Annotated in this window: 19 protein-coding genes; 16 read left to right on the top strand and 3 right to left on the bottom strand. The window is 65.7% G+C overall.

Annotated features, from left to right (window positions below; translation table 11 throughout):
* The first annotated feature begins 72 nt into the window (after positions 1–72).
* The 7 genes from Q0319_RS14585 to Q0319_RS14555 all read left to right on the top strand — a co-directional run bounded on the left by Q0319_RS14585 (position 73) and on the right by Q0319_RS14555 (position 10,303).
* A complete protein-coding gene (locus Q0319_RS14585) occupies positions 73–4,125 on the top strand; it encodes a YhdP family protein (RefSeq protein ID WP_299453771.1) in 4,053 nt (1,350 codons plus the stop codon).
* A 57-nt stretch (positions 4,126–4,182) separates the two neighbouring features.
* Positions 4,183–4,992, top strand: a complete 810-nt coding sequence (locus Q0319_RS14580) for a carbon-nitrogen hydrolase family protein (RefSeq protein WP_296467495.1) — start codon at positions 4,183–4,185, stop codon at positions 4,990–4,992.
* 46 nt (positions 4,993–5,038) lie between these two features.
* A complete protein-coding gene (tldD, locus tag Q0319_RS14575) occupies positions 5,039–6,499 on the top strand; it encodes a metalloprotease TldD (RefSeq protein ID WP_296467501.1) in 1,461 nt (486 codons plus the stop codon).
* A gap of 286 nt (positions 6,500–6,785) precedes the next feature.
* The gene (locus tag Q0319_RS14570; protein ID WP_299453767.1) at positions 6,786–7,448 is read left to right on the top strand and encodes a paraquat-inducible protein A; all 663 of its coding nucleotides are present in this window, start codon (positions 6,786–6,788) and stop codon (positions 7,446–7,448) included.
* Positions 7,445–8,074, top strand: a complete 630-nt coding sequence (locus Q0319_RS14565) for a paraquat-inducible protein A (RefSeq protein ID WP_299453764.1) — start codon at positions 7,445–7,447, stop codon at positions 8,072–8,074. Before Q0319_RS14570 ends, Q0319_RS14565 begins: the two co-directional genes overlap by 4 nt.
* Positions 8,058–9,695, top strand: a complete 1,638-nt coding sequence (locus Q0319_RS14560; RefSeq protein ID WP_299453761.1) for an MlaD family protein — start codon at positions 8,058–8,060, stop codon at positions 9,693–9,695. The genes Q0319_RS14565 and Q0319_RS14560 overlap by 17 nt, the downstream gene beginning before the upstream one ends.
* On the top strand, positions 9,692–10,303 hold the full coding sequence (locus Q0319_RS14555; RefSeq protein WP_296467512.1) for a PqiC family protein: 612 nt from the start codon (positions 9,692–9,694) through the stop codon (positions 10,301–10,303). Before Q0319_RS14560 ends, Q0319_RS14555 begins: the two co-directional genes overlap by 4 nt.
* 22 nt (positions 10,304–10,325) lie before the next feature.
* On the opposite strand, the gene Q0319_RS14550 is transcribed toward Q0319_RS14555, so the two are convergent.
* Positions 10,326–11,072 (bottom strand): pseudouridine synthase, encoded by a 747-nt coding sequence (locus tag Q0319_RS14550; protein WP_296467515.1) that lies wholly within the window; start codon positions 11,070–11,072, stop codon positions 10,326–10,328.
* Positions 11,073–11,172: 100 nt separating this feature from the next.
* Here Q0319_RS14550 and Q0319_RS14545 point away from each other — a divergent pair, with 100 nt between their 5' ends.
* Positions 11,173–12,036: an alpha/beta fold hydrolase gene (locus Q0319_RS14545; RefSeq protein WP_299453757.1), complete on the top strand. Its 864-nt coding sequence runs from the start codon at positions 11,173–11,175 to the stop codon at positions 12,034–12,036.
* Between the two features lie 460 nt (positions 12,037–12,496).
* A complete protein-coding gene (gene aroG / locus Q0319_RS14540; RefSeq protein WP_296470936.1) occupies positions 12,497–13,570 on the top strand; it encodes a 3-deoxy-7-phosphoheptulonate synthase AroG in 1,074 nt (357 codons plus the stop codon).
* 35 nt (positions 13,571–13,605) lie between these two features.
* Here the strand turns inward: aroG and Q0319_RS14535 are convergent, their stop codons facing one another.
* Complete coding sequence (locus Q0319_RS14535; RefSeq protein WP_296470933.1) at positions 13,606–14,163, bottom strand: cob(I)yrinic acid a,c-diamide adenosyltransferase; 558 nt, start codon at positions 14,161–14,163, stop codon at positions 13,606–13,608.
* Between the two features lie 168 nt (positions 14,164–14,331).
* Here Q0319_RS14535 and Q0319_RS14530 point away from each other — a divergent pair, with 168 nt between their 5' ends.
* The 4 genes from Q0319_RS14530 (at position 14,332) to glcF (ending at position 19,750) form a co-directional block, all read left to right on the top strand.
* On the top strand, positions 14,332–15,750 hold the full coding sequence (locus tag Q0319_RS14530; RefSeq protein ID WP_299453803.1) for an FAD-linked oxidase C-terminal domain-containing protein: 1,419 nt from the start codon (positions 14,332–14,334) through the stop codon (positions 15,748–15,750).
* A 121-nt stretch (positions 15,751–15,871) separates the two neighbouring features.
* Positions 15,872–17,368 (top strand): FAD-linked oxidase C-terminal domain-containing protein, encoded by a 1,497-nt coding sequence (locus Q0319_RS14525; protein WP_296467009.1) that lies wholly within the window; start codon positions 15,872–15,874, stop codon positions 17,366–17,368.
* A gap of 50 nt (positions 17,369–17,418) precedes the next feature.
* Entirely contained in the window at positions 17,419–18,507 is a 1,089-nt protein-coding gene (glcE, locus tag Q0319_RS14520) for a glycolate oxidase subunit GlcE (protein ID WP_299453752.1), read from the top strand.
* A 22-nt stretch (positions 18,508–18,529) separates the two neighbouring features.
* Positions 18,530–19,750 carry a glycolate oxidase subunit GlcF gene (gene glcF / locus Q0319_RS14515; RefSeq protein ID WP_296467001.1) on the top strand — a complete coding sequence of 407 codons (1,221 nt, stop codon included), beginning with the start codon at positions 18,530–18,532 and terminating at the stop codon, positions 19,748–19,750.
* Between the two features lie 31 nt (positions 19,751–19,781).
* On the opposite strand, the gene Q0319_RS14510 is transcribed toward glcF, so the two are convergent.
* Positions 19,782–20,678 carry a LysR family transcriptional regulator gene (locus Q0319_RS14510; protein WP_296466998.1) on the bottom strand — a complete coding sequence of 299 codons (897 nt, stop codon included), beginning with the start codon at positions 20,676–20,678 and terminating at the stop codon, positions 19,782–19,784.
* 108 nt (positions 20,679–20,786) lie between these two features.
* Here Q0319_RS14510 and mdlC point away from each other — a divergent pair, with 108 nt between their 5' ends.
* The 3 genes from mdlC (at position 20,787) to Q0319_RS14495 (ending at position 24,944) form a co-directional block, all read left to right on the top strand.
* Positions 20,787–22,388, top strand: coding sequence for a benzoylformate decarboxylase (gene mdlC, locus Q0319_RS14505; RefSeq protein WP_296466996.1), 1,602 nt, complete (start codon positions 20,787–20,789; stop codon positions 22,386–22,388).
* A 37-nt stretch (positions 22,389–22,425) separates the two neighbouring features.
* On the top strand, positions 22,426–23,877 hold the full coding sequence (locus tag Q0319_RS14500) for an aldehyde dehydrogenase (RefSeq protein WP_296466992.1): 1,452 nt from the start codon (positions 22,426–22,428) through the stop codon (positions 23,875–23,877).
* Positions 23,878–23,957: 80 nt separating this feature from the next.
* Entirely contained in the window at positions 23,958–24,944 is a 987-nt protein-coding gene (locus Q0319_RS14495; protein ID WP_299453747.1) for a tripartite tricarboxylate transporter substrate binding protein, read from the top strand.
* Positions 24,945–25,023: the final 79 nt, after the last annotated feature.

Raw genomic sequence — 25,023 nt, 5'->3', positions numbered from 1 at the left:
AGCCTTTCTTCCATCCACGCCGTCGTCGCTGCGTCGACGGAACGCCCCCTCGTTTCGCCGCCTCTCGTCTTCGTGCACATCGATTTGTCGTATTTCTATCGCGTCGTCCTGCGGCCGCTGCTTTGGCTGGTGCTGGCCGTCTATTTTCTGTTTGTCATCGGGCTGGTCATGCTGCGGTACGCAGTCTTGCCTGCCATCGACGAATACCGCCCGGGCATCGAGCGGCTGGTTGGACGCACCCTCGGTGCGCCGGTTTCCATCGCCAAAGTCGAGGCCGAATGGCTCGGGCTCAATCCAAGCTTCGAACTTTCGGCCGTGCGCATAGCCGATGGGGCAGGAGAGCCGGTGCTGGATCTGCCCCGGGTATACGCGATTTTGTCTTGGCGCAGCCTGTTGGTGTTGCAGCCGCGGCTGCTGCGGCTAGAGATCGACCGACCTCGGCTCGACGCGCGGCGGGACGAGCAGGGCCGGTATTGGGTGGCTGGTCGCATCGTCGACCTGGATGCCGATGACGGGTCTCACGATTGGCTCGCGTGGCTGCTCGCCCAGCGCGAGGTATCCGTGCGGGATGCGGTCCTGCGTTGGGACGATGCATTGCGCGGCGCGCCTACGTTGGAGATCTCGCAGATCGCCTTGACGCTGCAAAATGTCGGCCGCAGGCATCGCGCGGCGTTGCGCGCGACGCCGCCTCCACACATGGGGTCGACGCTGGATGTGCGCGCCGATTTCGTCCATGGCTGGTTCACCTTGGACCCGGCGGACCCGGATCGATGGCGAGGGTCCGTCTACGCGGTGATGGATCGCATGGAGCTCGTGCAATGGCTACCCTGGATCGACGCGCCAGGCAGCCTGCAGGACGGCACCGGCACGCTGCGCGCGTGGTTGGACTACGAGCGCGGCCGCATCCGCAGCGCGACGGCCCGGGTCGCAGTTGCGGGGCTGCGCACAAGGCTCGCGCCGGATCTGCCCCCGCTGGCGCTGGCGCGCGCGGAGGGCACCGTCGAGCTGAAGGCGACACAGGAAGGTTATGAGTTCGATGCGACCCAGCTCGACGTGCGCGCCGAGGATGGGCGCGCGTTGCATCCTGAGCGGTTCGCGGGGCGCTGGGCCCCGGCGCGTGGCGAGACGCCGGCAGCGGTGCAATTGGACGTGGCAGGCGTCGACCTGGCCTCGGCCGCATTCCTGGCAGATCGGGTGCCGCTCGCAGAGGGCGCGCGCGCGTGGCTCGCCGAGCTCACGCCCGATGGCCGCATCGATGCGCTACGGCTGACTTGGGCGGGATCGCCGGCCGCAGCCTCTCTTGAGTCGGCGTCGGCACGCTTTTCGGGACTCTCTTTGGCGCCGGCACCGGAGCCTGCGGTCAACGACGGCCATCATCCCCAGCGCCCCGGGTTCTCGAATCTGCAGGGGGTGCTCGAAATCGACAGGCAAGGAGGCCACATCGAGATCGACGCCAAGCATGCGGTATTGCGTTTCCCGGGCGTGTTCGCCGAACCGGACCTGCCCATGGAAGACTTGCGCGTCAGGGCTGCGGCGCGCCGGATCTCTGGCGATGCCTGGACGGTCGATGTCGAACGCCTGGAGTTCGCGAACGGTGGGGTGCGGGGCAGCTTCAGCGGAAACTGGAGCAGCCAGGGGCGTTCTCCCGCCGGAACGCTCGACCTGCGCGGTAGGCTCGAGCGCGCCGACGTCCGGGAGGTCCATCGCTACATTCCCATCGTCGTCGGGGATAGTATCCGGACTTGGTTGCGTCATGCCCTCGTGGCCGGTGAGGCGCAAGACGTAGACGTTCGCTTGCGCGGCGACCTCGACGGTTTTCCGTACGGCGGCGATACGACGGGCGAATTCCGCGTGGCTGGCCGATTCGCGGGCGTGACGCTCGACTACCTTCCCGCACCGCTGGCCGACGGCGACCTGTGGCCCCGCCTGGAAGAACTGGCGGGCGATCTGGTATTCGACCGGGTCTCGATGACGGTCGATGCCCGATCCGGCCGCGTGCGCGTGAACCGCTCGTCGACGGTTGCGCTGGGCCGCACGCGCGCCGGCATCGCCGACCTGACCGGCAATGCCGTGCTGGAGATCGCAGGCGAGACGCGCGGCCCGGCGCCGGCATTCCTGACTTTCGTCAAGTCGTCGCCCGTCGGCCGCATGATAGGCGGCGTGCTGGACGAGGCGTCCGCAAGCGGCAGTTTCGTCGTGCCGATTGCGCTGCGCATACCGCTGGCGCAGGATGCGCCGCAAGGGGAGCACGAGGTCCAGGTCAAGGGCGAGGTCAGGCTGGCGGGCAACGGCTTCAGCCTGGCGCCATCCGTGCCTCCCTTTTCGGGACTGACCGGCACCGTGGCGTTCGATGATCGTGGCATCGCCTTCCGCGACGTGCGCGGCCTCGCCCTGGGCGGGCCGATACGACTGTCCGGCGGGCCCCAGCCCGACGGCTCCGATCTGCTGCAGGCCGAAGGAACGGCGGAGGCCACGGCGTTGAGTTTCTGGTGGAAGGCGCCAGGCATGGCGCGCCTTGCGGGGCGCACCGCCTATAAAGTCTCGGTGCGCATCGAGCCGGACAAGGCGCCTGTGGTGCTGGTCGAGTCCGACCTCGTCGGCATGTCCATCGACCTGCCGGCGCCCCTGGGCAAGACGGCCCAGGAGGCGCGCCCGTCCCGGCTGGAGTGGAACGGTTCGGCCGCGGCGGGGGCGACCCGTAGCGACTGGTTCGCCGGCAGCCTCGGGCCGGCCGTCAATCTCCATATCGAACGCGACCACGATGCGCAGGGAGCGATCCGCGAGGTGCGGGGTGCCGTGGGCATTCACCGCGCGGCCACCATCCACGGGCCGGGGCTGAGCGTGAGCGCGCAACTGCCGGAGGTGGACGTCGATGGCCTGCGCAAATTGGTCGAAGAGTTCAAGCCTGACCTGGCGACCGGGGAGGCGGCGGGCAAGCGCGCGCTCGATGTGCCGCTCAACCGCATCAGCCTTGCCACGCCGCTATTGCGGGCCCATGGACGCCAGCTTCGGCAGGTGAATCTTTTCGCCACGCGCCAGCAGGGCGCCGGGGGGACGAGCTGGCGCGTGGATGTGGAATCGGCCCAATTGGCTGGGCGGCTCTCGTGGGCGGAGACGGGCGGGGGTGCGGGGCCGAGCCGGCTCACGGCCCGGCTCTCGAGGCTGATGGTCGACGCCGAGGCCGAAGAGGAGGGGAGCGCGACTGCCGTCGAGGCGGACCCGGGAGACGCGGACGTCCCGGAAATCGACCTGGTTGCGGAACACTTCGAATTATTCGGCAAACGGCTCGGGCGGCTCGAAGTGCTGGCGCAGCGCGCAGACCGCGGCAGGGAATGGAGGCTGCGCAAGCTCTCCGTCACGAACCCGGACGCAGAGCTCGACGGCACCGGAGTCTGGAAAGTGGCGGCGGAAGGAGCATCGCAAGGCAAGCGCGCGATGTCGCTGGATGCCGTGCTCAAACTCCACGACGCTGGCGCATTCCTGGATCGCATGGGCGTACGCGGCGCCATGGCGGGGGGAACGGGCACGCTCTCGGCCCAGGTGTCGTGGAACGGCCTGCCCTATGCGCTAGACCTGCCAAGTTTGTCCGGGACGCTGGAGCTGTCTTTGGACAAGGGGCAGTTCCTCAAGGCGGAGCCCGGCATCGCCAAGCTGCTGGGCGTGCTGTCCCTGCAGTCGCTGCCTCGGCGCGTGACGCTGGACTTCCGGGATGTCTTTAGCGAGGGGTTCGCCTACGACACGATCCGGGCCCATGCACGGATCGTCAATGGGGTGGCGCATACCGACGATTTCAAGATGAACGGGGTCAATGCCACCGTGGTCATCGCCGGCGATACGGATCTCGCGCGTGAGATCCAGAAACTCCATGTGGTGGTCGTGCCCAAGCTCGACGCCGGGGCAGCCTCGCTGCTGTACGGCCTCGCCGTGAACCCGGCCGTCGGCCTGAGCGTGTTCCTTGCCCAACTGCTGCTCAAGAACCCCCTGTCGGAGGTCCTGGCTTATCAGTATGAAATCACGGGAACGTGGACCGATCCCCAGGTCACGAAAGTGCAGCCGCCCAGGGCCCAGGGATCGGACTCCTCCCCTGGGACGCACCTTCCCGGGGTCGAGCATCCCACGCCCTAGCGTTCTGCGCGACAATAGCCCCATGTCCTGCCACCAGTCTGCCGGGAGCCGCTGCCCATGACCGAGACCTCCGTGCGCGTTGCCGCCATCCAGATGGTGTCCACGCCCGACGTGGAGCGCAACCTCGCCGATGCGGAAGTCCTGATCGCCCAGGCCGCGGAGCGGGGCGCCCACCTCATCGCCCTGCCCGAATATTTCTGCTTCATGGGGCGTAGCGATCGCGAGAAAGTTGCGATACGCGAGCGCGAAGGAAACGGCCCGATCCAGGCGTTCCTGGCAGACCAGGCGCGCCGGCATGGAGTCTACCTGGCCGGCGGCACTCTGCCCTTGGAATGCCCGGACCCCGACCGGGTGTACAACACGTCCTTCGTGTATGGGCCGGACGGGCGGGTGCTTGCGCGCTACGACAAAATCCACTTGTTCAACTTCCGGCGCGGCACCGAATCCTACGACGAAGCGCTGAGCATCCGGCCGGGCACGGCTCCCGCCAGTTTCGACGCTCCCTGGGGGCGGGTCGGACTGTCCACCTGCTACGACCTGCGCTTTCCCGAGCTTTACCGGGCATTGGGCGAAGTGGACTTGATTTTGGTGCCGGCCGCCTTCACCTACACCACGGGCAAGGCCCATTGGGAGACCCTGCTCCGCGCCCGCGCCATCGAGAACCAATGCTACGTGCTGGCGCCCGCGCAGGGCGGCGCGCATCCCAATGGTCGTCGTACCTGGGGCCACGCCATGCTGGTCGATCCCTGGGGCGAGATACAGGCTGTCTTGCCCGAAGGCCCGGGCGTCGTCGACGGCACCCTCGATCGTGCCCGCATCGCCGACGTGCGCTCTGCGCTGCCGGCGCTGCGGCATCGTGTACTGTAGAGGTTTGGGTCCAGGCCCGCTTCACCAAGAATTTGCTCCGCCATCTATGCAACTTGTCGAACCCCACATCCAGTCGCTCGCCATCGCCAAATCTCTCTTGCTCGACCCTTGGGGGCTGACCGAAGCCGATCTTTCGCGTGCCATCGCTGAGATCTTCACGCACAAGGTCGACTATGCGGACCTGTATTTCCAGTACACCCGGAGCGAGGGTTGGAGCCTGGAAGAAGGGATCGTCAAGACGGGGAGCTTCTCCATCGAACAGGGCGTGGGCGTGCGCGCGCTGAGTGGAGAAAAAACCGCCTTCGCCTATTCCGACACGCTGTCCCAGGATGCGCTGCTGTCGTCCGCCCGGGCGGTGCGCTCGATCGCGCGCCAGGGGGCGGGCAAGGCCAAGGTGGCCAGCCGTTATCGCCAGGCGGAAGGGCGGGCGCTCTACCTGCCCCAAGATCCCTTGGCATCACTCTCGGCACCGGAAAAGGTCGGGCTGCTCGAACGCGTGGAGAGGATGGCCCGCGCGCGCGATCCGCGAGTGGTGCAAGTAATGGCTGGCCTCGGCGCGGAATACGATGTGGTATTGGTGGCGGGCAGCGACGGTCGGCTGGCGGCCGACGTGCGGCCGTTGGTGCGCCTGTCGCTGACCGTGATCGCCGAGCAGAATGGACGCCGCGAAGTCGGCCACGGCGGGGGCGGGGGCCGAACGGGCTTCGACTACTTTACTGACGACCTGCTCGAGCAGTACGTGGAGCGTGCCGTGCACGAAGCCTTGGTCAACCTGGAGGCACGGCCCGCCCCTGCCGGGGAAATGACAGTGGTGCTCGGGTCGGGGTGGCCCGGCATCCTGCTGCACGAAGCCGTGGGGCACGGGCTGGAAGGGGATTTCAACCGCAAGGGGTCCAGCGTGTTCTCGGGCCGCGTCGGCGAACGCGTGGCCGCCAAGGGCGTGACCGTGGTGGACGACGGCACTCTTCCCGGGCGCCGAGGTTCGCTCAACATCGATGACGAAGGCAACGTCTCCCAGCGCAACGTGCTGATCGAGGATGGCATTTTGCGCGGCTACATGCAGGATGCCCTGAATGCCCGGCTCATGAAAACCGCCGTCACCGGCAACGGGCGCCGGGAATCCTTCGCGCACCTGCCCATGCCGCGCATGACCAACACCTATATGCTCGCGGGCGACAAAGACCCCGAAGAGATCGTGCGCTCGGTCAAGCGCGGACTGTACGCCGTCAACTTCGGGGGCGGACAGGTCGACATCACCAACGGCAAGTTCGTCTTCTCGACGTCCGAGGCCTACATGATCGAAGACGGGAAGGTCACCCACCCCGTCAAAGGCGCCACGCTGATCGGCAACGGCCCCGACGCGATGCACCGGGTCAGCATGATCGGCAATGACATGCGCCTCGATTCCGGGGTGGGCACCTGCGGCAAGGACGGGCAAAGCGTGCCAGTCGGGGTGGGCCAGCCCACCTTGCGCATAGACGGGCTGACGGTGGGCGGCACGGCTTGAGCGGCGTGACCACCGTATACGAAAAAGAGAGAGAGGACGCCAACGCTTTGGCGGCCCTTGGGCCGCCGTTTCCGGTGTGACCGTGCGTAGGCCGAGATCCGGAACACGTCCGTCGGCCTTGCCGGGAGCGTAGCGGCTGTTGGGGGCAAGACGTCTTTCCCCAATACGAAGGATGGTCACGTGACGTGACAGGTTCTGCTATATCATGCGGACACACCTACTCAGATGCGTTCGCATGAGAGCCGTTCAGCGGCGGGGTTGCTTCGTACCGATGTCGTCTGATCCAATGCGCCACCCATCTTTGTCCTGCGCCAATACGGCCCTCAAGCTGTGCCCCCACTGCGATGCCGTTTATACCCGGGCGGCCCTGTCCCCGGGCGAACGCGCCTATTGTCGTCGTTGCGGTGCCGAGCTGTATCGCAACAACGATGCCCGCTTCGCCGCGCTGTTCCCGATCGTGCTGGCTGGGCTCATCGTGTACGTCATCTGCAATGCCTTTCCCATCGTCACGATGGAGATCCAAGGCGTCTCGACGCGTGCCACCGTGTGGGGCGCGGTATGGGCGTTGGCGCACGAAGAAATGTTGTCGGTCGCGATGCTCGTGCTCGTTACGACCATGCTCGTCCCGCTGCTCGAGCTCAGTTTGCTCGCGTACCTGCTCGGGCCGCTGACTGCCGGGCGAGTGCCGGCCGGTTTCGATGCCATCGTGCGCTTCATTCGCCTGGGGCGTCCTTGGGGGATGATTGAGGTCTTCCTGCTTGGCGTCGTCGCCGCGATGGTGAAGCTTTCCGCGATGGCGACGCTCATCCCCGGCCCTGCGCTCTGGGGATTCGGCGCGCTAACCGTGCTGCTTGCGATCATCGTCGGTTTCGAGCCGGCAGATTTCTGGGAGTATGCCGAGAAGATCGAGCTTTCAGGGCGCGCCGGTACAGTGGAGGAGGGTTCGTGAGTCCCGTGCGAACGGCATCGCAGGTGGGCGTGATGGCGTGCCAGCACTGCACTGCGGTCTTCCCGCGTTCCCGGGCGGGGAGTCGGTGTACGCGTTGTGGCGCGACCCTGCATTGGCGCAAGCCTGACAGCCTGAGGCGGACTTGGGCTTTTCTCCTGGCAGCCATGGCGCTTTACCTACCGGCCAACCTCCTGCCTGTCATGACGACCGGAACGTTGTTCGGCACGCAATCGAACACCATCATGAGCGGCGTGCTTTACCTGTGGGAGGATGGATCGTACTTCGTCGCCGCCGTCGTCTTCTGCGCCAGCATCGTCATTCCCCTCTTCAAGCTCGTGGTGCTGCTCATGCTGGTCGCCACCACACAGTTTCGCTCCACCTGGCGCCCCCTCGAGCGAACTCAACTCTACGCTTTGGTCGAGCTGGTCGGCCGCTGGTCCATGGTGGACGTGTTCGTGGTCGCCGTGCTGGCCGCGCTGGTGCAGGTAGGCCCGCTCGCCACGGTCAAGCCCGAGCCCGGTGCGATCGCCTTCGGTGCAGTGGTGGTGCTCACCATGTTGGCCTCCATGAGTTTCGACCCCCGCCTCATTTGGGACCCAATAGACACCCATGACAGAAAAGCCTGAAACTCCTCCGGCCTCCGGCCTGGAAGCGCCCATGCGCCGCTCGCGGCGCCGCTGGCTGCCGTCTCTGGTGTGGATCGTTCCCATCGTCGCCGCATTGGCCGGTCTTTCGTTCGCGCTCGACGCTTGGCTCGAACGCGGTCCTACCATCGAGATCAGCTTTCGTTCCGCCGAAGGCATCGAAGCCGGCAAGACGAAGGTCCGCTACAAGGATCTCGACATCGGTCGCGTGACCGCGATCAATTTGGCCGACGACCACTCGCACGTCATCGTGGAAGTGGAACTGACCGACGATGCCAGCGGCTTTGCGGTGGAAGACAGTCGCTTCTGGGTGGTCAAGCCCCGCATTGCCGCGAGCGGCGTCAGTGGCTTGGGCACCTTGCTCTCGGGGGCCTACATCGGGGTCGATGCAGGGCGCTCCAAAGTGCGCGCAACGTCCTTTGTGGGGCTGGAGGTCCCGCCCATCGTCACGGCCGATACGCCCGGCAAGCAGTTCGTGCTGCGGGCCAAGGACCTGGGTTCGCTGGACATCGGGTCGCCGGTGTACTTCAGGCGCGTCAACGTGGGGCAAGTGGTCGCCTACGACCTGGATGAAGACGGCAAAGGGGTCACGGTCAGGGTGTTCGTCAAATCCCCGTACGACGCGCTCGTGACCACGAGCACGCGGTTCTGGCATTCGAGCGGCGTCAACCTGAAGCTCAATGCCGACGGGCTCAAGCTGCAGACGGAGTCCATCGTCTCCGTCTTGCTCGGCGGCGTGTCTTTCCTCGATTCTCCCCACCTTCCGCCGGGCGAGCTCGCGCAGAACGATGCAGAGTTCGAGCTTGCTGCCAACCAGGAGGAGGCATTCAAGATCGAGGACGGGCCGCCCACCAGTTTCGTCATGTATTTCGACCAATCGGTGCGCGGGTTGTCTCCCGGGGCGCCGGTGGATTTCCGCGGGGTGGTGATCGGCGAAGTCCGTTCCATCGGCATCGAGTTCCACAGGGAAACCAACTCCTTCAGGCTGCCCGTGGTCGTGGATTTGTATCTGTCGCGCTTGGGCGTGGGCGCATTGGCCCATCCCGGGGCGTTGAGCGAGGAAGCCCGCACACGGCTGCTGAACGACCTGGTCCGGCGCGGCATGCGCGCACAGCTGCGCAACGGCAATCTCTTGACGGGGCAGTTGTACGTGGCGATCGACCTCTTCAAGGATGCCCCGCCGCCCAAGCCCGGGCGTCACCATAACCTGCAGGAGTTTCCGACGGTTCCAGGCACGTTCGACGAACTGCAGGGCAAGCTGGCCGAAATCGTCGCCAAGATCGGCAAGGTTCCCTTCGATACCATCGGTCAGGACTTGTCCGCCGCGCTGGCTGGAGTGCGCGCGACCGTGGCATCGGCAGACAAGCTGGTGCAGCGACTCGACGGGCAGGTTGCGCCCGAGATCCTTGCCGCCATGCAGGATGCCCGCAAGACGCTGCGGGCTGCCGAGGGCACATTCTCGGCCGATGCGCCGCTGCAGCAGGACCTGCGCCGCGCCCTGCAAGAACTGACGCGCACGGCCAATTCGCTGCGGCAGCTGACCGATTATCTGGAGGAGAACCCGCAGTCGCTGCTGCGAGGAAAACCCAAGGAAGACCGATGAAGCATATCGTACTGACGATGGCGGCCGTGGCCGGCTTGAGCGGGGTGTATGGATGCGCGACGCCTCCCGTTCCCCGCATCTACACCTTGCAGGGCGAGATGCCGGCCCCGGCGAGCGATGGGGCGCCCGACATGGTGATCGAGCTCACGCCCGTCGCGTTGCCAGAACGCCTGCGCAGGCGCCAGATCGTCGTGCGGCAAGACGGCGCGCAGGTGCAGATGTTGGAGCAGCATCGATGGTCGGCCTCGCTGGGTGACGAGATGCAGGACGCCTTGTCATCGGCACTGCAACGCCGGCTCCGCGCGGTAGACATGGCCCGCGGCGGCATCGCCGGCAAACCTGATTATCGGATCAGCGTCGAGTTTTCACGGCTCGATGCGCGCCTGGGTGGGGCAGTGCAGGCGGAGGCGGCATGGTCTGTCAAGCCGACTGCGGCCACCGCTGCGCAGGTTTGTCTTGGTCGGTTCGAACAGCAAGCCTCAGGGGCAGAGGTGTCCGACGTCGTGGCCGCACACCAGCGCGTGGTAGCGCAATTGGCCGATGCGATTGCAGCAAGTGTGCGGGCAGCGGCCAGCGGCACGCGCGCGACGAACTGCGCCGCGGGCTAAGCCGCCCGCATGGGGAGGCCAGTCAGAAACGTTCGTCCGCCCGCAGGTATCGCCACTGCCCCGGCGGCAGGTCGCCCAGCACGACGCCGCCGATGCGGACGCGCTTCAAGCCCACCACCTTCAGGCCGACCAGTTCGCACATGCGCCGGATCTGCCGTTTTTTCCCTTCCCTGAGCACGAACGACAGCTGATCTTCGTTTTGCCAGCGCACTTTCGCCGGCCGCAGCGGTTTGCCGTCGAGGGAGAGGCCGTGATTGAGCAATTTCAGCGCGCTGTCGGGCAGGCGCCCCGGATGCATGTGCTGCACCCGCACGAGATACTCTTTGTCGACAGTGGAATCTTCGCCGATCAGATGCTTGGCAATGCGGCCGTCCTGGGTCAGGACGAGCAAGCCGACCGAGTCGATGTCCAGCCTCCCCGCAGGTACCAGGCTGCGCAAATGGGCAGCCTGGAAGCGGATGGGAACCCGGTCTCCTTTCCAACGCGTGCTGGCCTTGATCAGTGCCACTGCGGGCTGGTAACCGTCCTCGGCCTGCCCGCTGACATAGCCCACGGGTTTGTTGAGGAGTATGGTGACGCGCCGCGCCTGTTCGGCAGATGCGGCGCGTTCCACGCTGATTTTCTGGTGGGGCAGTACCTTGCTGCCCAATACCGAGACCACGGCGCCGTCCACGCGTACCCACCCGCGGCTGATCCATTCGTCGGCCTCCCGGCGCGAACACAACCCCAGTTCGGACATGCGTTTGGATAAGCGGACGGGTTCAGACATGCGGGGTTGCGGAAAAGACGAAAGAGAGAGGAGCTTATTGCTAGTTTAGACGATGGCTCCGGCGTGCCCGATGGGCGGCGCCGGGTTAAGCTTCGCTTCCATGAACGAAATGCAGTCGATTGCCTTCAGTCCGGACGACATCGCCGCCGCCGCCCGGATCATCGCCGCCGTGGAGGCCGGGACCACCGTTCGCGACGTGGAGCATGCGGGCACCCGCGTGCGCTGGCGGTCGGCGGGCGAGGGACCGCCCCTGGTGCTGCTGCACGGCGGCCATGGCAGCTGGAGGCATTGGATCCGCAACGTCCAAGCGCTGGCGCGCCGATATACCGTATGGCTGCCCGATCTTCCTTCCTACGGCGAGTCGGGGACGTTGCCACCGCCGGGCGATTGGGACCAGCTCATTGCGACCACGGCCGCTACGTTGGACCAACTCGTCGGTGCGCATACCGAGATCCACCTAGCGGGCTTTTCCTTTGGCGGGCTGTGCGCAGCGCGCCTGGCGGCGCACCGGGGGCACGTCGACCGGCTCGCATTGCTGGGCGCTGCGGGCCACGGCACGCCCCGACGGCAGCAGACCGCCATGGTCAACTGGCGCCGGGCGTCTGGCGAGCAGGCGCTGCTCGATGACTTGCGCCACAATCTGCGCGCCCTCATGCTGCATGACGAACGCCGGATCGAGGCCCTCGCCATGGCCGTGCACCGCCAAGCCTGCGAAACCACGCGCTTCCGCAGCAAGGCTTTGTCGCTGGGCAACGCGATGACCCCGCTGCTGGACCAGTTCTCCATGCCCATGCTTCTGCTTTGGGGCGAGCACGACGTCACCGCTTATCCCGATCGGGTCGGGCCGATGTGGGTCCAGGGGCGGCCTGAACGGACGTGGCGGGTCGTTGCCGACGCCGGCCATTGGGTGCAGTTCGAGCAGGCCGAGGAGGTCAACGGGCTACTGCTGGAGTTTTTCGGCTGACGGCGCCCTTCGGCCCGCTTCGGGATGCCGTGGGCGCCAGCCCCGGACCGTACGGCGGGGCGGGCACAGGCTATCCGCCCATGTCGCGACAGGACTGCAGCCCATGGCCGGGAACACCCCGGCGATGCCTCAGTGGCCGGAATGCAACAGGGCGGGCCGTGGCAATTCCCTGGGAAAAGCGTCCGCGCGATCGCCGGCCGCCGGTTTTAAAAGTACCCGCCACTTGCTCAGGCTTTTCATGCCTGCTACGATATATTTCATGAACTACGCTTCCTACTACTTTTACTTTTTTGGATTTCCGAAGCCGCTGGCGGAGGAAAGGAAGCGTCGTATCTAACGAATTCCTGCCCCAAAAAAGCCGCCAGCGTCCTGGCGGCTTTTTTTGTGCCTGGACGATGGAGCAAGGGGCAAGCACCGACTTACATGCCAAACAGACATCATTGAAATCCAGGAGAGGACCGTGTCGCACAACACCGACGACTTGCGCATTCGAGAAATCAAAGAGCTTGCTCCGCCTTCGCATTTGATGCGCGAGTTTCCTTGCACCGCCGAGGTTTCCGACACGGTTTACAACGCCCGGCAAGCCGTACACCGCATTCTGCACGGCATGGACGATAGGCTGGTCGTGGTAATCGGGCCCTGCTCGATCCACGACACCGAAGCCGCATTGGAATACGCGTCGCGCCTGAAGGCCGAGCGCGACCGCTTCGCCGGCGAGCTGGAAATCATCATGCGGGTGTACTTCGAAAAGCCGCGTACCACCGTGGGGTGGAAAGGGTTGATCAACGATCCTGACCTCGACGGCAGCTTCAACATCAACAAGGGCTTGCGCATCGCCCGCCAACTCTTGCTGGAGATCAACGCCCGCGGCGTGCCTGCGGGGTGTGAATATCTGGACATGATCACGCCCCAATACATCGCCGATCTCGTTTCCTGGGGAGCCATCGGCGCCCGCACCACCGAGAGCCAGGTGCACCGCGAACTTGCCTCCGGGCTGTCGTGCCCCGTGGGCTTCAAGAACGGCACCGACGGCAATGTCCGCATCGCGGTCGACGCGATCAAGGCTGCTTCTCAGCCTCACCACTTCCTGTCCGTCACGAAGGGTGGCGTCTCGGCCATCGTCTCGACCAACGGCAATGAGGATTGCCACGTCATCTTGCGCGGCGGCAAGACGCCCAACTACGATGCCGCGAGCGTGGAGGCGGCGGCCCAGGAAATGGCCAAGGCCGGGCTGGCGCAGCGCGTGATGATCGACGCGAGCCACGCCAACAGCATGAAAAAGCCGGAGAACCAGCCCCAGGTGGTCGACAACGTGGCAAGCCAGGTCGAGGCGGGCGATAGCCGCATCATCGGCGTGATGGTGGAAAGTCACCTGGTGGCCGGCCGGCAGGACCTCGTTCCCGGCAAACCGCTGGTATATGGTCAAAGCATTACCGACGGCTGCATCGATTGGGAGACTTCAGTGCGCGTGCTTGAGCGCCTGGCCCAGGCAGTGCAGGCTCGCCGTCTGGTAGCGACCACCAGCGGCAAGTAAGGCTTGCAGGCCGGGGCGGCGAAGGCCGCCCCGCGCTAGTTGCCGCCGGTCCTCCCAGGGCGCCAAAGCACTTCCGGGGCGCCTGCGTCCTGGTTGATGCGCCGGGCGAGCACGAACAAGAGATCGGACAGCCGGTTCAGGTATTGACGTATCGCCGGTTGGACGGGTTCCGACCGGTCGAGCGCGACGACGCTCCGTTCGGCGCGGCGGCATATGGTGCGCGCCACATGGGCAAGTGCACCAGCCCGGCTGCCACCGGGCAACACGAACTCTTTCAGCGGTTCGAGGCGCGCGTTGTAATCAGAAAGCAGCCGGTCCAGGTGCGCGACGCGCTCCGGCCGCAGCAGCGCTTGTCCCGGCATGCTCAGTTCGCCCCCCAGGTCGAACAGGTCGTGCTGGATGTCGAGCACGTCGGCGGCAACGCCTGGCGGCAGCGCTTCCGTCGCCAGCAAACCCAACGCGCTATTGAGCTCGTCCACGTCACCGATGGCCGCGATGCGCGGGGAGTCTTTGGGGACGCGCGTGCCGGTCGCCAGTCCTGTGGTGCCGTCGTCGCCCGTCCGCGTGGCGATGACGCTCAATCGATGTCCCATGCATGCTCCGTGTATCGGTTTCGACGCGCCGCGCATGCGGCGGCGTTCCCGGTAGGCATTGTAGTCAGTGCCGGCCAAGGTTTCTGTCTCCAGCCGGCGCGCCAGAGCGGACAGGGCGAAGGCGGCTGGGCGTAGAATCGGGGGATTCCCTTGTTGAACCGCAATGTCATGAACGCCCCCGCTTCAGCTACCTCGTTGCGCCGCCCCGTGCCGCAGGCCTGCCTCGATGCGCTTGCCGCCCACTTCGGTGAGCGCCTTTCGCTGAACCCGTCCGTGCGCGAGCACCACGGTCGGGACGAATCCCCGTTTCCGGCCGTGCCGCCGGATGCCGTCGTGTTCGCGGAGAGCACCGAGGACGTCGTCGCGGCCGTGACTGCCTGCGCGGCGCACCAGGTGCCGATCATCGCCTACGGCTCGGGATCCTCCCTCGAGGGGCACCTGCTTCCCGTGCAGGGCGGCATTACGCTCGATCTGTCGCGCATGAACCGGGTGCTGTCCGTGCAGCCCGACGATTTGACGGTCACCGTGCAAGCCGGCGTGACCCGCAAGCAGCTCAACAACGAGATTCGCGACACGGGCTTGTTTTTTCCCATCGATCCCGGTGCCGATGCATCGTTCGGCGGCATGGCCGCCACGCGCGCTTCCGGCACCAACGCCGTCCGCTACGGCACGATGCGCGAGAATATCCTGTCGCTGACCGTGGTGACGGCCCAGGGCAAGGTCGTACGCACCGCGCGCAGGGCGAAGAAGTCTTCCGCTGGATACGACCTGACCCGCCTGTTCATCGGCAGCGAAGGGACGCTGGGGATCATTACCGAGGTGACGGTGCGCCTTTATCCGATTCCCGAAGCGATCTCGGCGGCCGTCTGCAATTTTCCCAGCGTGGACGCCGCCGTCGCGGCCGTCATCCAAACCATCCAGATGGGCGTCCCGGTGGCCAGGGTGGAGTTGCTGGATACGGCGACCGTGCGTGCGCTTAACCTCTACAGCAAGCTCTCCTTGCGCGAGACCCCTTTGCTGCTGTTCGAGTTCCACGGCAGTCCCTCGGGAGTGGAAGAACAGGCGACGATGGTGCAGGAGATTGCCAGGGAGCATGGTGGCATGGACTTCGAGTGGGCCGTGCATCCTGAAGACCGGAACCGCCTTTGGGCAGCGCGGCACAACGCCTATTTCGCGACACTGCAATTGCGGCCGGGCGCCCGGGCTTCCAGCACCGACGTGTGCGTGCCCATATCGCGGCTCGCCGATTGCATCCGCGAAACCAACGAGGACCTTGCCAAAGCCAGCTTCCCGACCTGCATGGTGGGGCACGTGGGCGACGGCAACTTCCACGTACAAATGCTGCTGGATCCCGACAGCGAGGCAGAATGGCTGGAAGCGGAGGCCCTCAACCGGCGCCTCGTACACCGGGCGCTCAGCATGGACGGGACCTGCACCGGCGAGCATGGCGTGGGCCTGCACAAGATGCAGTTTATGAGCGAAGAGCACGGCGAGGACGCGCTCGACCTCATGCGCCAGATCAAGCGGGTTTTCGACCCGCTGAACATCCTCAACCCCGGCAAGGTCTTGCCTCCCCCCATCGTGTGAGGGCTTACGGGAAAGCCGGGCGTCCGGTTCCCGCTCCCACGAAGGACGGCAGCATTGGGGTTTCTACGCTTTTTGGCCGAGGTGGGTGCACGCTATCTTCATAAGTTACTGGAGAAGGTGCATGAACGCCCCAACAGAAGTCGGGTTGGACCCGATCGTAGCCAAGCGCCAAGCCGAGGTAGTTCAGGCCTTGCGCGACGTGCTTCCCCATCACTGCATACTTTTTCGGGAAGAGGACACGCGTCCGTACGAATGCGATGGCTTGTCCCTGTACCGCCAGCTGCCCATGGTGGTGGTCTTGCCGGAAACCGAAGGCCAGGTCCGGGATATCCTGCGGCTGTGCAAGCGGCTCGGCGTGCCCGTGGTGGCGCGTGGGGCGGGGACGGGGCTGTCCGGCGGCGCCATGCCGCATGCCGAAGGCGTGCTGCTCGGCATGGCGAAGTTCAATCGCATCGTTCGTATCGATCCTGATGCGCGCCAGGCCGTCGTCCAGCCCGGCGTACGCAATCTCGCCATTTCCGAAGCCGCGGCTCCTTACGGCCTGTATTACGCGCCCGATCCCTCTAGCCAGATCGCCTGCACCATAGGCGGCAACGTGGCTGAGAATTCGGGCGGCGTGCATTGCCTGAAGTACGGCCTCACCGTGCACAATGTCCTGGCTGTGCGCGTGGTGACCATAGACGGCGAGGTACTCGAACTCGGTTCGGAGGCGTTCGATGCGCCCGGGTTCGACCTGCTCTCGCTCATCATTGGGTCCGAGGGCATGCTGGGCATCGTCACCGAGGTGACCGTCAAGCTCATTCCCAAACCCGCCGTGGCGCGGGTCGTGATGGCCAGTTTCGCCACGGTCGAGGCGGCCGGCGAGGCCGTGGCCAGCGTGATCGCCGAGGGCATCATTCCCGCCGGTCTGGAAATGATGGACAAGCGGGCCATACACATGGTCGAGCCCTTCGTGCATGCCGGCTACGATCTCGACGCGGCCGCCATCCTGCTGTGCGAGTCCGATGGCACGGAAGAGGAAGTCGAAGACGAGATTGCGCGCATCGAAACCTTGTTCGCACGATGTGGCGCGACCCGCTTGCAGGTTTCTCGGTCCGAGGCCGAGCGGCTGTTGTTCTGGGCGGGAAGAAAGAATGCTTTTCCCGCAGCAGGCCGGATTTCTCCCGATTATTACTGCATGGATGGGACCATTCCCCGGCGTCACTTGAGCCGCGTGCTGGCGGCCATCTCGGAGATGGAGCACAGGTACGGCCTGCGCTGCGCCAACGTCTTCCATGCGGGCGACGGCAACCTGCATCCGCTCATCCTGTTCGACGCCAACGACCTGGACCAGGTGGAGCGGGCCGAGCGGTTTGGTGCGGAGATACTCGAGCTTTGCGTCGAGGTCGGGGGCACCATCACCGGCGAACATGGCGTGGGCACGGAGAAGATCAACCAGATGTGTGTTCAGTTCGCGCGAGAAGAATTGGATGTTTTTTTCGGCGTCAAGCATGCGTTTGATGCCGCCGGCCTGCTCAACCCCGGTAAAGCCATTCCCACTTTGGCCCGGTGCAATGAGTATGGTCAGCGCCACGTCCATCGCGGCATGGTCCGCTTCCCAGAGATCCCCCGCTTTTGATGATCGTGGGCGCCGGCACCGCGGCGCCCGTTCCGGAGACGATTCCATCCATGGACGTACTGTTGTCCGATCTTCGCGCTCGCGTTCTGCTCGCCAACGCCGGCGGCAAGGCGCTCTACATTCACGGCGGTGGCAGCAAATCGTTCTACGGCATGCCGGTCGACCATGAGTCCGTGCTCGACATGTCGCCTTACGCCGGGGTCATCGACTATCAGCCCTCGGAACTGGTATTGACCGCGCGTGCCGGGACGCCGTTGACCCAGGTCGAGGCCCTGCTCGCCGAGCAGGGCCAGATGCTAGCTTTCGAGCCGCCGCATTTCGGCGGCGGCGCCACGCTGGGGGGCTGCGTGGCAACGGCTCTGGCGGGACCGCGCCGCATCGCGGCCGGAGGCGTGCGCGACTTTGTGCTCGGCGTGCGCATGCTCGATGCCCAGGGCCGGGTGTTGAGGTTCGGGGGTACCGTCATGAAGAATGTGGCGGGGTACGACGTCACGAGGTTGATCACTGGTTCGTTGGGCACGCTGGGCGTGATACTCGAAGTGTCCTTGAAGGTCATGCCCAAGCCTGCTGCCGAAACGACGCTGCGGTTTTCCGTGGGGGAAGAGGAAGCGCTGCGCCAGATGAATGCCTGGGGGCGCCAGTCGCTTCCCATCAGCGCCACCGCATGGGATACGGATGCGGACGGGCGCGGCCGCCTCACCGTGCGTTTGTCCGGAGCCGGCGCCGCCGTCGCCGCCGCGATGAAAAAAATGGGCGGCGACGTCGTCCCGGAAGCGCAGGCGGCGGCTTGGTGGCGCTCTTTGCGCGACCACACCCATCCTTTTTTGTCGCGGCGGCCGCTATGGCGATTGTCCGTCAAGTCCACCGCACCGGCATTGGGGCTGGGGGCGACGCTGATCGAGTGGGGCGGCGCGCAGCGTTGGCTGGCTGGCCCGGTTGCCGCGGATGCCGTGCGCGCTGCAGCTACGCGAGCCGGCGGGCATGCCACGCTTTTCCGGGCTTCGTCGGCCCAGGAAGTACGGGCGGTAGGCGTTTTTCATCCGCTCCCGCCCGCCATCGCGGCCATTCATCGCCGGCTCAAGAACGAATTCGATCCCGAAGGCGTGTTCAATCCGGGCCGCATGTACCCCGATCTCTAAAGATTCAAACACGAGCGACGCCATGCAAACCCGGCTAACGGAATCGATCAAGGAAACGCCTGACGGCAAGCGCGCCGAGGCCATCCTGCGCAAGTGTGTACATTGCGGCTTTTGCACGGCTACCTGCCCGACCTACCAGGTGCTGGGCGATGAACTGGACAGTCCGCGCGGCCGCATTTACCTGATCAAGCAGCTGCTCGAAGGCAATGAGGTGACTGAAAGCACGCAGCGTCACCTCGATCGATGCCTGACCTGCCGCAATTGTGAAACCACCTGCCCGTCGGGCGTGCAATATGGCCACTTGATCGACATCGGCCGTCGCCTCGTAGACGAGCGGGTGGAGCGCGAGCCCGGCGATAAGATCAAGCGCGCCGTGCTCGGCAAGGCGTTGACTTCGCCGTTGTTCGGCGTGGCGATGCGGATGGCGCAGGCCGTGCGTCCGGCCTTGCCCGCCGCGCTTGCCGCCAAGGTACCACCGCGCCGCGCGCCGGGCCCCGTGCCGCGCCGCGAGCATGCGCGGGAGGTATTCATGTTGGCCGGATGCGTGCAGCCTTCCATGATGCCGTCCATCGATGCCGCGACGCGGAGGGTGCTGGACGCCATCGGTATCCGGGCCCGGGTCGCGTCGAGGTCCGGGTGTTGCGGCGCTGTGCGATTTCATTTGGACCAGCAGTCCGCCGCGCTGGCCCAGATGCGCGCCAACATCGATGCCTGGTGGCCGGACATCGAGGCCGGGCGCGTAGAGGCCATCGTCACGAATGCCTCGGGCTGTGGCGCCACCGTGCGCGAATACGCGCATCATCTGCAGGATGATCCTGCGTACGCGGCCAAGGCCGAACGCATTTCCGCTCTGGTGCGCGACGTGGCGGAGATCGTCGAACCGCATGCGGACGAACTGGCGGGCAAGCTGACCGGCCCGCTTCCCGCCCGGCCTGCGTTTCATCCGCCGTGCACGCTGCAGCACTGGCAAGGCTTGCGGCCGTTGACCGAGAATCTCTTGGCGAAGCTCGGGTTTGCATTGCAGCCTTTTGCCGAAAGCCACTTGTGCTGCGGGTCTGCAGGAACGTACTCGGTGCTGCAGCCGAAAATTGCTGGCGAGCTTCGGGACCGCAAGTTGGCGGCGATCCGGCAGGTCGAGCCCGACGTCATCCTGTCAGCGAACATCGGCTGCCTGGCGCACCTGCAAGGTGGTACCGACGTCCCCGTCCGCCATTGGATAGAAGCCGTGGATGCAGCCTTGTGAGCGCACGCTGCCCGGCGCGGCGGAGCGCTGCTCACAACATCAAGCGAAGTTCGTCCAGCAGTTTGACCGCGGGCTGCGGAAGAATGCCCCTGCTGCGGCGAAACACCATCAACCTGCGCTTCAACATGCCTCCCGGGACGGGCAGGGTATCGGCAAGGCCCGCCGCGCGCTCGGGTTGATACATGGGCTCGGGCATCCAGCTCAGGAAGCCCGCGTGCGCCACCATGCTCTTGATGGCGAGAATGGAGCGCGTCTCGATGACGACGTTGGGCAGGGGCAGGCCGCGTGACGTGAAGATATGCGTCAGCTCCGTGAATGGGGCCGTGCCCCGCGGCGGCAGGACCCACTTGTGGCTGAGCGTGTCTTCGAGCTTCAGCCTTGCGCGCTTGCGCAGTGGATGGCCGGCGGCCGCGATGATGTGACTGGTATCGTGCCACTCGCAATCCGGGATGGCGCTGATCTCGGGCGTGTCGGGCATGGACACGCCGATGGCGAGGTCGATGTCGTAGTTCAACAGGGCGTCCGTGAGGAGATCCCCCACGCCTTCGACGAGATGCACTTGCAGATTGGGCCACTGCGCCAGCACGCGGCCGATGGCGATCGGCAGCACCTGGCTGACGGCGCTCGCGACGGCCCCGACGCGTATCGTTCCCCTTGCCAGGCCGCGGAGGGCGTTGAGTTCCTCCGTGGCCTGTTCGGCTTCCCGCTGCAACAGCGTGGCGTGCGGAAGCAAGGCCTGGCCGAAGCTCGTCAATACCATGCCGGTGGAGTAACGCTCGAAAAGCGGCGCGCCGACCTGCTGCTCCAGGCGCCGGATGGTGCGGCTGAGCGCGGGTTGGGTGATGTTGAGCTTCTGTGCCGCGCGCCCCAGGGATCCGTGGTGCACCACGGCAAGGAAAGCCTGAAGTTGCCGGATGTCGTAGGTCATGCCAAAAGGTAATGACTTTTTCTCGAAAAAGCAATGTTCAGGCAAGGGTCGGCTTGCCATACTTGCATCAAAGACGGGCGAGGCCCGGACCTATCCCGGAGACGACTCATGATGCCTTCCAGCCCCACAGCGGCAGGCGCCACTACGACTGTCCGAGAGGCGGTGCTCGAATTGCTCCGCGCTTTCGACATGACCACTATTTTCGGCAACCCCGGCTCGACCGAGCTGCCCCTGTTCTTGGACTTTCCCGACGACTTCCGCTATGTGTTGGGCCTGCATGAAGGCGTGGTGGTCGGCATGGCGGACGGGTACGCGCAAGCGCGTCGCGGCGCCGCGTTCGTCAACCTGCACTCGGCCGCCGGCGTTGGCAACGCCATGGGCAACCTGTTTACTGCCTATAAGAACCGCACGCCGCTGGTCATTACCGCAGGACAGCAGGCGCGCTCCATCCTGCCGTTCGAACCGTTCCTGTACTCTGCCCAGGCAACCGAACTGCCCAAGCCCTATGTGAAGTGGAGCTGCGAGCCGGCGCGTGCGGAAGATGTGCCGCTCGCCATCGCGCGTGGCTATTACATCGCCATGCAGCCGCCGCGCGGGCCGGTGCTGATCTCGGTCCCGGCCGATGATTGGTCGCGTCCCTGCGAGCCAGTGGCGCCGCGTCGGGTGGGGGACACGTTGCGTCCCGATCCGGCCGTGATGGCCGAGATCGCGGCGGCGCTCGACCGGGCCCGGCGGCCCGCTTTCGTCATCGGCGCTTCGGTCGATCGCGACGGGGCCTGGGACGCCGTGGTCGAGCTGGCCGAGCGCCACAAGGCAGGCGTGTGGGTGGCTCCCATGTCCGGACGTTGCGGCTTTCCGGAGGACCATCGGCAATTCATGGGGTTCCTGCCCGCCATGCGGGAGAAGATCGTGGGCCTGCTGGGCGGCTATGACTGCATTTTCGTGATCGGGGCGCCGGCCTTCACCTACCACGTCGAGGGTTTCGGCCCGCATGTGCCCGAGGGTGCGACGCTGCTGCAGCTAACCGACGATCCCAACGTCGCGGCATGGGCTCCCGTCGGCACCGCGGCGGTGGGGAGCATCCATCTTGGCGTGCGGGAACTATTGGAGCGCACGGCTCCGCCCGTCCGCGAGCTGCCCGCGCCAAGAGCGCGCGTGCCCCGGGCCGAGCCTTCGTTGCCCATGTCGGCGGCCTATGTGCTGCAAACCTTGGCCGAGGTGCGCGATCCCGCTTCCATCGTGGTGGAGGAGTCGCCCAGCGCGCGCCCCATCATGCACCAATACCTGCCCATGCTGCGCAGCGAAACCTTCTACACCATGTGTAGCGGCGGGCTCGGGTACGGCATGCCGGCCGCCGTGGGCGTGGCCCTTGCCAAGCCGCAGGGCAAAGTCATCGGGCTCATCGGCGACGGCTCCAGCATGTACGCGATCCAGGCGCTCTGGACTGCCGCACAGCTCAAGCTGCCTATTACTTTCGTCATCCTGAACAACCGGCGGTATGCTGCACTGACGGAATTTGCACCGACATTCGGTTTCAAGCCCGGCGACCCGCTGGCAGGGACCGAGCTTTCCGACCTGGATTTCGCGTCCTTGGCCCGCGGCTTGGCGTGCGAGGGAATACGGGTGTCGGACCCCGCCAAGTTGCCGGACGTGCTGCGCCAAGCGCTGGCATCGCCGGTTCCCATCCTGGTAGACGTGGAAATCGCCTGATTTCCCGCTTCTGCCTTACTTCAAGCAGGAGACTGATATGAAAACGATCGCCATGCTGATCGATGGAAAGTCTGCAGCGGCCTCCGGGGATGCGACCTTTGAGCGTCGCAACCCGCTCGACGGTTCGGTCGCCACGCGCGCGCCGGCCGCCTCGCCGGAAGACATGGTCAAGGCCGTCGAGGCAGCGGCACGCGCCTTCGAGAGCTGGCGCGACACCGGCCCCAGCGAGCGGCGAGCGCTGTTGCTCAAGGCGGCCCAGGCCTTGGAGGCCAAGGGCGACGCGTTCGCGCAGGCCATGGCGGCCGAGACGGGCGCTTCGGCGATGTGGGCCGGATTCAACGTTCACCTGGCCGCGGGCATGCTGCAGGAAGCGGCTGCCTTGACGACCCAGATCAGCGGCGAGGTCATTCCCTCGGATGTGCCCGGCAGCCTCGCCATGGCGGTGCGGCAGGGTGCGGGCGTCGTACTGGGCATCGCACCATGGAATGCGCCTGTGATCCTCGGCGTGCGCGCGCTGGCCGTGCCGCTCGCGTGCGGTAATACCGTGGTGTTCAAGGGATCGGAATTGTGCCCGGCCACGCATGGCCTGATCGTCGAAGCGCTCAACGAAGCCGGTTTTCCGCCGGGAGTGGTCAACTTCGTTACCAACGCGCCGGCCGACGCCGGTGCTGTGGTGGAGGCCGCCGTCGCGCATCCCGCCGTGCGTCGCGTGAACTTCACTGGCTCGACGCGGGTAGGGAAGATCATTGCGCAAACTTGCGCCAAGTATCTCAAGCCCGTGGTGCTCGAGCTCGGAGGCAAGGCGCCGCTCGTGGTCCTGGACGACGCCGATCTGGACGCCGCAGTCAATGCCGCCGCGTTTGGCGCGTTCGCCAATTCGGGCCAGATCTGCATGTCCACCGAGCGCATCATCGTCGATGAAAAGGTGGCTGACGAGTTCGTGGCCAAATTCGCGGCCAAGGCCCAGTCCCTGCCGCTGCAGGACCCGCGCAAAGGGCCGGCGGTACTCGGATCGGTGGTGGACATGTCGACCGTGGAGCGCTGCAACGCCATGATCGATGATGCGCTGTCCAAGGGTGCCGTGCTCGTGTGCGGAGGCAAGGCGGAAAACACCCTCATGCCGGCGACCATCCTGGACCGGGTGACGCGCGACATGAGGATTTACTCGGAAGAGTCGTTCGGCCCGGTGAAGGCGGTGGTGCGTGTCAGCGGCGTCGAAGCCGCCATCCAATGCGCCAATGACACCGAATACGGGCTTTCTTCCGCGGTCTTCGGCCGCGATGTCGCGCGCGCCATGCAGGTGGCCAAGCGCATCGAGTCCGGCATCTGCCATGTCAATGGCCCGACCGTCCACGATGAGGCGCAGATGCCGTTCGGCGGCGTGAAGGAAAGCGGCATCGGCCGTTTCGGAGGCAAGGCCGGCATCCACGAGTTCACCGAGCTGCGCTGGATCACCGTGCAGACCACGCCTCGGCACTATCCGTTCTGAACGCCCGGGTGCCCCGGCCGTCATCGCGGCCGGGGCGGGCGGGACGTGCAGTGTTCATCATGACAACACAGGAGACAAGCATGAACCGTCAAAGAGGCAAGCGAGCCATAGTGGCTCGGCTGAGCGTGTTCGCGTTGGGCTGGGCCGCGGCTTTCGGCGCCGCGGCCCAGTCATGGCCTACCAAGCCGGTGAAGGTCGTGGTGAACTTCCCGCCCGGAGGCGCAGCCGACCAGATCGCGAGGGCGGTCACAGGGCCTTTGCAGGAGGTGTTGGGCCAACCCGTGGTGGTGGAAAACAAGGGTGGGGCAGGCGGGAACATAGGCGGCGAAGCCGTCGCACGTTCGGCCCCGGACGGCTATACGTTGCTGATGAGCTCCGGCGGCATGGTGTCGGTCAATCCTTTCATCTATCCCAAGATGTCGTTCGATCCCGCCAAGGACCTGGACCCCGTCGCCGCCGCTGCCAAGGTCAAGGTGTTTCTCGTCACCCGCCCAGGCAAGCTGCCCACCGACGTGCAATCCTTCATCGCATACCTCAAGGCCAATCCAGGCAAAGTGACGTACGGCACGCCAGGCAACGGGAGTTCTCCTCACCTGGCCGCCGAAATGTTCCAGAGCCAGGCGGGCGTGAGCGTGGTACACGTGCCATACCGCGGCGCCGCGCCCGCGCTGGTCGATCTCCTGGCCGGCCAGATAGATTTCGCTTTCGATCCGGGGATCGCCATGCAGCACGTGCAGGCGGGCAAGCTCAACATGCTGGCCGTCGGCAGCCTGACCCGTTCGCCGCTGTTTCCCGACGTGCCGACGCTGGACGAAGTCGGGTTGAAGGGCTTCGACGCCGACACCGTCTTCGGTTTCTACGCGCCGTCGGGTACGCCCAAGGAAATCATCAACCGGCTCAATGGCGAGATCAACAAGATCATCGGCACGCCCGCGTTCCGGGAGCGCGTGGTGGCCATAGGTGGCGATCCGGCGCCGATGACGCCTGAGCAGTTCCGCAAGCGCGCAGAAGACGACGCCAGGCGTTTCGGCGCGATTATCCGTGAACGCAAGATCGTGGGCGATTGATGCGATGAAGGCACATCGAATCGTCTAGCAAGAGGCTCCGCCGTCAGCGCCGGGGCGCTCGCCAGCATCCGCCGGCGCG

The sequence above is a fragment of the uncultured Pigmentiphaga sp. genome (assembly GCF_937950555.1).
Lineage (GTDB): Bacteria > Pseudomonadota > Gammaproteobacteria > Burkholderiales > Burkholderiaceae_B > Pigmentiphaga.
Note: the sequence above shows the minus strand (reverse complement) of the source record. Positions and strands in the feature narration are given on the sequence as shown.